The 8,443-nt window shown below is 40.4% G+C and carries 8 protein-coding genes; 4 read left to right on the top strand and 4 right to left on the bottom strand.

Translation table 11 applies throughout. The features are described from left to right. The 4 genes from WMO25_RS11125 to WMO25_RS11110 form a co-directional block, all read right to left on the bottom strand. On the bottom strand, positions 1-299 hold a 299-nt coding region (locus WMO25_RS11125; RefSeq protein WP_494337439.1), incomplete at its 3' end, for a DNA polymerase III delta subunit-related protein. A gap of 93 nt (positions 300-392) precedes the next feature. After that, complete coding sequence (locus WMO25_RS11120; RefSeq protein ID WP_349085375.1) at positions 393-977, bottom strand: nucleoside/nucleotide kinase family protein; 585 nt, start codon at positions 975-977, stop codon at positions 393-395. A gap of 89 nt (positions 978-1,066) precedes the next feature. Beyond that, positions 1,067-2,554, bottom strand: a complete 1,488-nt coding sequence (locus WMO25_RS11115) for an aminotransferase class I/II-fold pyridoxal phosphate-dependent enzyme (protein WP_349085374.1) — start codon at positions 2,552-2,554, stop codon at positions 1,067-1,069. Between the two features lie 150 nt (positions 2,555-2,704). After that, a complete protein-coding gene (locus WMO25_RS11110; RefSeq protein ID WP_117539773.1) occupies positions 2,705-3,664 on the bottom strand; it encodes an alpha/beta fold hydrolase in 960 nt (319 codons plus the stop codon). Between the two features lie 306 nt (positions 3,665-3,970). Here WMO25_RS11110 and argS point away from each other — a divergent pair, with 306 nt between their 5' ends. The 4 genes from argS to WMO25_RS11090 form a co-directional block, all read left to right on the top strand. Further along, positions 3,971-5,656 carry an arginine--tRNA ligase gene (gene argS / locus WMO25_RS11105; protein WP_349085373.1) on the top strand — a complete coding sequence of 562 codons (1,686 nt, stop codon included), beginning with the start codon at positions 3,971-3,973 and terminating at the stop codon, positions 5,654-5,656. 367 nt (positions 5,657-6,023) lie between these two features. Beyond that, the gene (locus WMO25_RS11100) at positions 6,024-6,803 is read left to right on the top strand and encodes a ParA family protein (RefSeq protein WP_349085371.1); all 780 of its coding nucleotides are present in this window, start codon (positions 6,024-6,026) and stop codon (positions 6,801-6,803) included. Then, a complete protein-coding gene (locus tag WMO25_RS11095; protein ID WP_349085369.1) occupies positions 6,794-7,861 on the top strand; it encodes a ParB/RepB/Spo0J family partition protein in 1,068 nt (355 codons plus the stop codon). The genes WMO25_RS11100 and WMO25_RS11095 overlap by 10 nt, the downstream gene beginning before the upstream one ends. Before the next feature lie 25 nt (positions 7,862-7,886). Beyond that, the coding region (locus WMO25_RS11090) for a DUF4446 family protein (RefSeq protein WP_349085368.1) at positions 7,887-8,443 on the top strand (557 nt) is incomplete at its 3' end.

Below are 8,443 nucleotides of genomic sequence, written 5' to 3'. Positions count from 1 at the left end.
TTATTAATCTGTTCACGAACTTCATCTACACCGATGCTGTTCGCTTTCTCATGGGTAATCCATTTCACATCCGGGTGATTGCCGCTGTCAAACTGATGGCACGCCCGACACATATTACATGAATCACCATATCCTGCCTCACACACCAGCGCCTTCGCAAAAGCTTTCGCCAGCATATTCTTTCCTGAACCGTTCTCACCGTTTAATATATAAGCGTGAGAGACCTGATGATTCTTAAGTGCACTCCTGAAATGTTCAATAATCTGTTCATGTCCGATAATATCGCCGAAACCTGTCATACATATCACCTCTATCAACAGTATAACATATATTCACTATTTTTTGTACAATTGATGCTTTTTTACACTGTGAATTTTTATTCATTTATTCTTTCAAAATATCTTCACAGTACGGACAATCTCCCGGCAGCATGCATCAAAATCAATATTTTCGTAGCGTTTTAAAATGCCCGCTTCAGCAATTTTTTCCTCCGAAAAATCCTGTCGATCTGCCAGATAACGCCGACATAACTCAGCATAATTCGGCACATCCTGCATCCTTTCTCTGGCAAGGGCACGTTCTAAACGCAGACCGTCTTCCACTTCAATATAAAGGGGCACAACCTGTTCTTCCCCGAAATACCGTTTCATCTGATTATACACTTCCAGCGTACCGATCAAAATCGCATTATCCCTGTCCAGACGAATCTGTCCGTCATCCACCGTAAAATAATGCCACGGTCCGTTTATTGTCTCATAGGTCCTGCTTTCAATGACTTTTCCGTTCTGACACATTTTTTCATAAGCGGCCTGATCAACAAAATAGTACCCAACGCCGTTTTCTTCCCCTTTTCTCATTGGTCTGGTGGTGTACGGCACAATTTCTTTCAGGCCCAGCTCCTTATTATCCCTCAAATATCTGAAGATAGCATCTTTTCCCGATGCACTTTTCCCTATCAGGCAAAATAACTTTCCCATATCATTTCTCTTTCTATTGGCATTTTCCTTATTATTTATCTATTTTCTGTCATCAGGCAGCGTTCCACCCAATTCCCGGCAAACGATTCTCAGCAAATAATCCGAACATCCCGTTCCTCATACACGCCGCTGACATGCAGTCCATCTGACAGCCACCAATGAATCGTACCAATGACCGCCCCTGTAATCATCTCCCCCGGCGTTACAATCGGAATCCCCGGCGGATACAGATAAATATAGTCCGCTGCAATTTTGCCTGCAGCATCATCCAGCCTGCACAAAATCTTTTTTCTTTGTTCTGCATCGTAAATGGTCATTTTCTGACTGACAACCGGAAGTTTCGCCCAGTCATGCAGCTTCTCCTCTTCATCCAAAGCATCCTTTTTGGCTTCGTTTTGTGCAAGCATCGCATTGATCTTCGCATCTGTCTCCACCAGCGCATGAAGAAGCCGCTCATAGCCTTCTTCTGAGTCTCCCACCGCCGTCATGGCAAGCACATATTCTGCTGAAACCATTTCCATCTGAAGATGGTAATCATGTAACAGTATCTCATGAAATTGTCTGCCTGTCATGCCTGTATTTCTCACCGACAAAACTATTTTTGACTTGTCATAATCCTTTGAACATGCAGCGTCCAGCTCTTCGTACTCAGGAAGCTTAATCCAACGGCATTGCTCATGAATGGCATTTCTCAGTTTCTGCAGTCGTTCTGTGTATGCCTTATATAACATTTCACCATTTTCTGACAGCATGTGCAGACAGCCATCAATACTCCCCATCAAAATATATGACGGACTGCTGGTCTGGTAAATGGTCAGCATTCTTCTGATTCTTTCTCTATCGATCAAATCCCCATTCAAATGGATTAAAGCCGTCTGTGTCATTGCAGGCAGCGTCTTATGCGTGCTCTGGATAACCACATCCGCACCGCATGCCACTGCACTTTTGGGAAAATAATCTGAAAAACAAAAATGTGCACCATGTGCCTCATCCACAATCACCGGTACACGATGCCTGTGTGCAATCTCACAGATTGCCTCAATATCTGATACCACACCATCATATGTTGGAGATGTAATCACAATTGCCTGGATATTTTGGTGAGTTATCCACATTTTTTCAACATCTTGTGGATAAATTCCTTCGTTTATCCCGTATTTTGTATTTATTGGAGGATAAATATAATAAGGTTTCAAATGATGCAGCTCAATGGCGTGATATACCGCCTTATGACAGTTCCTAGCTGCAAGAATTTCTCCGCCATCCCGGCATATTCCGGCAATCGCTGCAAGAAGCCCCGCTGTGCTGCCATTGACAATAAACGCTGTCTCTTCCGAATGATACAGCTCCGCCGCAAATAGCTGTGCGTCTTTTAAGATACCTTCCGGTTCATGCAGATTGTCAAATCCATCAATTTCCGTAATATCCATCTCATATAAATGTCCCATCTCTTTTGGACCCAGGCGCCGCTTATGCCCCGGCATATGAAACGGATAGACATCTGTGCGCCCATACGCCTCAAGTCTCTCAAGCAATGGCTGTTCATCATTTCTTTCTATTTCACTATTTTTGCACATTTTATTCAATCTCCAGCCAGTTTTTTCACTCTCTGCCTCACCCTCCGCAAAAGCAGGACTATTGTTTCAATATAGATAAAAAGGGCTGCCGCGTCATGTCATGAGCCGACAACCCTTTTCCTCTCCTCTATTCTCACTGTCCGCTTCGCATCAGCGTTCCAAATACAGTTTACATAAATCTGCAGTTTCAACCGGCTTCTCCATATGCGGCATTCCCTTTGTGCCCTCCATCCGAACAGCCTCTATTGCAGGATTAAAATGCGTATACCCTGCAATCGTATCATCCATACCCTCCATGGCTTCTCCGCCGATAATATACATGCTGTGATCAATTTGCTTCAATGCATACACAACATTGATTCTCGTATAGTATCCAACCTGGCTGGCATATGCAAAGCGCGCTGCAAATCCGCCCAGATGGGCCGCTTCATAAAACATATCTTCCATGCCTGGTTCAATCCTGTCTCCATTATAATAATATTTCGTCCTAAAATCTCTCTTAACCTTCCATCTGGAATTCGCCAGAACATAATACAGCGTACCAACTAACGGCAGCTGCAGCAGATAACTCAGGCACTTCTGCTGTGGTCCCGGTGTCCTGATCATATGATCCAAGGATTCAGGATTAATAAAAATAAAACGACCATATAATGAAGGCTCACTGTGACAGGCCATCACTGCAATCGACGACGTATCCCCGCTTGTAATAATATCCGTCTTTGTCTTGATCACATGCTTAACAAAATCATTCACTGCCTGCACATACAGATAATTGGTATAGACCATCTTCTCTTTCTGTGATCGGCCGCATCCCGGAAGATCAATCGTATAAACCGTATGATTCTCCGCCAGTTCATCAATCATCGACTGCCATTCACAATCTGACCCCGAAGCACTCAGCTGATGCAACAGCAAAACAGGGCGTCCTTCACCTTTTCTTGCATAATATATATCACCAAACCGCCAGTTATAATAAGACTTTTCTTTTGATGTCAACAAATCCTTCATCGTTGACAGGAAAAAAACAAGGCGGTTCATACCATAAACAGCACCTGCCGCAGCAGCTGCAGTTACGATCCCTTTAAGAAGCTTTTTTCTGCTTTCTTTCACACTATCCGCTCCTTTCTGTCAAGTACTATTATTATATGTCATGTTTGCAATATTTACAAGTCTCTATCATAGCTTGCTTTCCGTAATTTGCCTTTATATCATCTTGAAAAAGTGTGGATATTTTTTCAAATCTATTGTAAAATAATAGAACATATGTTAAAAACAATAGAGAACATCTTATACAATCAGCAGATCTACCGCTTTTCAGCTTATTTTCTGTTCAATTATGTTCTTTTTTGTTATTTGTTATCGCTAGCTAACATTTTATAAGTTTAAGCTATCTTTTAGTATAGAAAGGTGTTTTTAATGAAGAATCAAATTGTCAATTTACTGTCTCAGAACATCGAAGTTCTGACCAGCGAAGAAATCTCACAGCTTATTGAAATTCCACCAAAACCGGAAATGGGTGATTTTGCATTTCCATGTTTCCGTCTTGCCAAATCCTATCACAAGGCGCCTCCTATGATCGCACAGGACCTGAAAGAGTCCATTGGTGATCAGACATTTTTAAGTGAAATCAAGGTTGTAGGCGGTTACCTCAACTTTTATGTCGATAAAGCACAGTATGCACAGCAGATTATCGATAAGTATAACAACGCAACTGATTATGGCTGTTCTGATCAGGGTAAGGACAAGACAATCTGTATCGACTACTCTTCACCTAACGTTGCTAAGAATTTCCACGTTGGCCATCTGAGAACAACTATCATCGGTAATTCTCTGTATAAGATTTTCTCCAAGCTCGGTTATAAAGTCGTTCGTATCAATCATCTCGGCGACTGGGGCACTCAGTTCGGCAAATTAATTGTTGCCTACAAGAAATGGGGCAGTCGTGAAGCCGTTGAAGAAAAAGGTATTGAAGAATTAATGGATATCTATGTCAAATTCCACGAAGAGGCTGAAAAGGATGATTCACTGAATGATGAAGCACGTGCCTGGTTCCTGAAGATGGAACAGGGTGACGAAGAAGCCCTTGAAATCTGGCAGTGGTTCCGTGATATCAGCTTAAAGGAATTTATGCGTGTTTACAACATCTTAGGTATGGAATTTGATTCCTTTGCCGGTGAAAGTTTTTATCGCGACAAGACAGCCGATGTTATCAAGCGCCTAACAGATGATGGCTTATTAAAGGAAAGCCAGGGTGCTATGATTGTTCCTCTGGACGAATATGATATGCCACCTTGTATTGTTGCCAAGAAAGACGGAAGTTCCATCTACGCGACACGAGATCTTGCTGCTATTCTTTATCGTAAGGCAACTTACAACTTTGACCGATGTCTCTATGTCACAGGTCTTGAACAGAAACTGCATTTTGCACAGGTATTCAAGGTTATTGAATTAATGGGCAATGATTACGCCAAGAATCTTGTGCATATTCCTTATGGTCTCGTAAGCCTTAAGAGCGGTAAGATTTCTTCACGTAAAGGTAATGTTATTTTTGCAGAAGATCTGCTTCGTGAATCAATTAATAAGACAACAAGCATTATTGAAGAGAAGAACCCTGATATTCCTGATAAGGAAGAAGTTGCCAAACAGGTTGGTATCGGTGCTATTATCTTCAATGATTTATACAACCAGCGAATCAAGGATGTCATATTTGACTGGAACAAGCTGCTGAATTTTGATGGTGAGACAGGTCCTTATGTTCAGTATACTTATGCACGTGCTTCAAGTGTACTGAGAAAGATCGGCGAAGTACCTGATACAATTGACTATACATTATTAACCGACGAAGCATCTATCGGTCTCTTAAAGGAAATTGAAAGATATCCTCAGGTGATCAAAGATGCAGCTGAACGTTATGAGCCTTCAGTTATTGCTCGATACAGCATTGATTTAGCTCATGCATTTAATAAATTCTATCATGAGTGCCAAATCAACGTTGAGGACGAGACAACCAAATATACAAGAACCAATGTTGTAAAGATTGCACGTTACATCATCAAAGACGCTTTATCATTACTTGGTATTCAGTGTCCTGAACAAATGTAATCCGCAACTGTGTGATTTTGAACCGTTGTTTTACAGAATCTTGATTCTGGTACAAACAAAGCCAATGTTTCACGTGAAACATTGGCTTTTCTATTTGTATAATAGTAGTCGCCTTAGCCTTCCGAATTTGCGTAGGATTTTTCATGTGAAACATCCTCATCTCTCCTGCTTGTATTCCAAATGTTTCACGTGAAACATGAAATATACTATTTTTATATGTTTTTCACAAATGTTTCACGTGAAACATTGATAATATAGGTAGATTATTTTTATAAGAAATGTTATAATTTAATGAGCGTTATTAGAGCAATGATTAATCCGGGAATTTTAATCCGGATAATAAAACAGAGTAATATAAGGAGGATTTATGAGCAGAATTATTGCTGTCGCAAACCAAAAAGGTGGCGTAGGAAAAACAACAACAGCTATCAATTTGTCTGCATGTCTGGCAGAAAAGAACAAAAAAGTATTAACTTTAGACATGGATCCTCAGGGGAATACAACAAGTGGGTTAGGCGTAGACAAAAACCAGGCAGAAAACACCGTCTACGAACTGATTCTGGATGAGTCTGAACTTTCTGAATGCATCTATCCAAGCGTTATGGAGGATCTGTCTGTTATTCCATCCAACATCAATTTGTCCGGTGCCGAGATTGAATTGATAGGATTTGAAAACAAAGAATACCTTCTGAAATCCAAACTGGATATGATTAGAAGTGACTATGACTATATTATCATTGACTGCCCGCCATCTTTGAATCTTCTTACAATCAATGCTATGGCTGCAGCGGATTCTGTTATTGTTCCGATCCAATGTGAATACTATGCCCTTGAAGGTTTATCTCAGTTAATACATACCATTGATTTAATTAAGGAACGATTGAATCCGAAGCTTGAAATAGAAGGCGTTGTTTTCACGATGTATGATGCCAGAACAAACCTTTCTCTACAGGTTGTTGAGAATGTCAAGGAAAATCTGGACAAGAATATTTATAAAACCATTATTCCTAGAAATGTACGACTTGCAGAAGCACCAAGTTACGGAATGCCAATCAATATGTACGATTCCCGATCTGCCGGTGCTGAAGCATATAGATACCTTGCAGAAGAAGTAATTGAGAAAGAGGATGAAAACGAATGGCTGTAAAGAAGAAAAAAGGGCTCGGGCGCGGGCTGGATGCTCTTATCTCCCCAACAACATCACTGACAACACATTCCGAGGCAACTGCACCTAAAAAATCCGAATTGCAATCCACATCTTCAAAGACTGAAGCGGATTTAAAGTCAACTCAGAAAGATGCGACCCATTCTTCCAATATTGTTGAGAAAATCGTTGAAGTGCCTGTTGAAAAGGTCGTTGAGAAAATTGTTGAAGTACCTGTCGAGAAAATTGTTGAAAAAGTCATTGAGAAAAATGCAGAAACACTTGTTAAAATTGATGAAATAGAGCCAAACAGAAGTCAGCCCCGACAAAATTTTGACGAGGATGCACTTCAGGAATTAGCCGATTCCATCAAACTCCACGGCATCATCCAGCCGCTGATTGTACAGAAGAAAGATGATTTCTACACGATTATCGCCGGCGAAAGACGCTGGCGTGCAGCCAGATTGGCCGGACTCACAGAAATCCCCGTTATTATTAAGGATTACACGCCAATGGAGAGTATGGAGATTGCATTGATTGAGAATCTTCAGCGTGAAGACCTGAATCCAATTGAGGAAGCCATTGCCTTCCAGAAATTAATTGATGAATACGGTTTAAAGCAGGAAGAAGCAGCCGAAAAAGTATCCAAGAGTCGAACTGCTGTAACAAATTCTCTGCGTCTGTTAAAACTGGACAACAGAGTTAAACAAATGATCGTTGACGAAATGATTTCAAGCGGGCATGGCCGTGCATTACTGGCTATTACAGACCCTGAACTGCAATATACACTGGCCATGAAAATATTTGACAACAAATTAAGCGTACGAGAAACAGAACGCTTAATCAAAAACATGCTTGCTGACAAGAAAAATAAGAAGGCAGCCGGTATTGACCCACAGACAGCCATTATCTATCATCAGTTAGAGGATAAAATCAAGTCAATCATTGGTACAAAAGTTCAGATTAATGCAAAAAGCAATAAAAAAGGCCGCATTGAAATAGAATATTACTCTGAAGAGGATCTTGAAAGAATTGTTTCTTTATTAGAAACAATTAAATAATACTTAAACTAACAAGGAGGTAAAAATGGAAAGTAAAATCTTTGCCAAATTAAATTTTGATCCGGGCATATTAGTTATACTTTCACTTATCCTGACTGTTGTGGCAATTGTACTTGTCATTATGCTTGTCTTAAGACAGTCACGACTTGAAATGAATTATAAAATCTTTATGAAAGGTAAAAATGGAAAAACCCTTGAGGATACCTTCAAAGCACAATTTGATGATATTGATCTTGTAAAAGAGCAGACAGACTTACTTCATAAACGCATGATGTATGTAGAAAAGAGTTTAAACCGTTCCTATCAGAAATGCGGCGTTGTTAAATATGATGCATTTAAGGAATTAGGCGGTCAATTAAGTTTTTCCTATGCACTTCTCAATGACAGCAATACTGGTTTTGTTATGAACTGTATCCATAGCCGTGAAGGTTCTTATACATATATCAAGGACATCGTACGCGGTGAATGTGAACTGCCATTAAGCGAAGAGGAAGCAGAAGCTGTCAAAAATGCAATTGCATCTAACTCACCACAACCGACAACAACCACCATTGCCGGAGGCAAGAAAATTCGAAAAATCAA

The organism is Coprococcus intestinihominis (genome assembly GCF_040096555.1).
Taxonomy (GTDB): Bacteria; Bacillota; Clostridia; order Lachnospirales; family Lachnospiraceae; genus Coprococcus_A; species Coprococcus_A intestinihominis.
The sequence above is the reverse complement of the archived record's forward strand: the minus strand, read 5'-3'. Positions and strand labels throughout refer to the sequence as shown.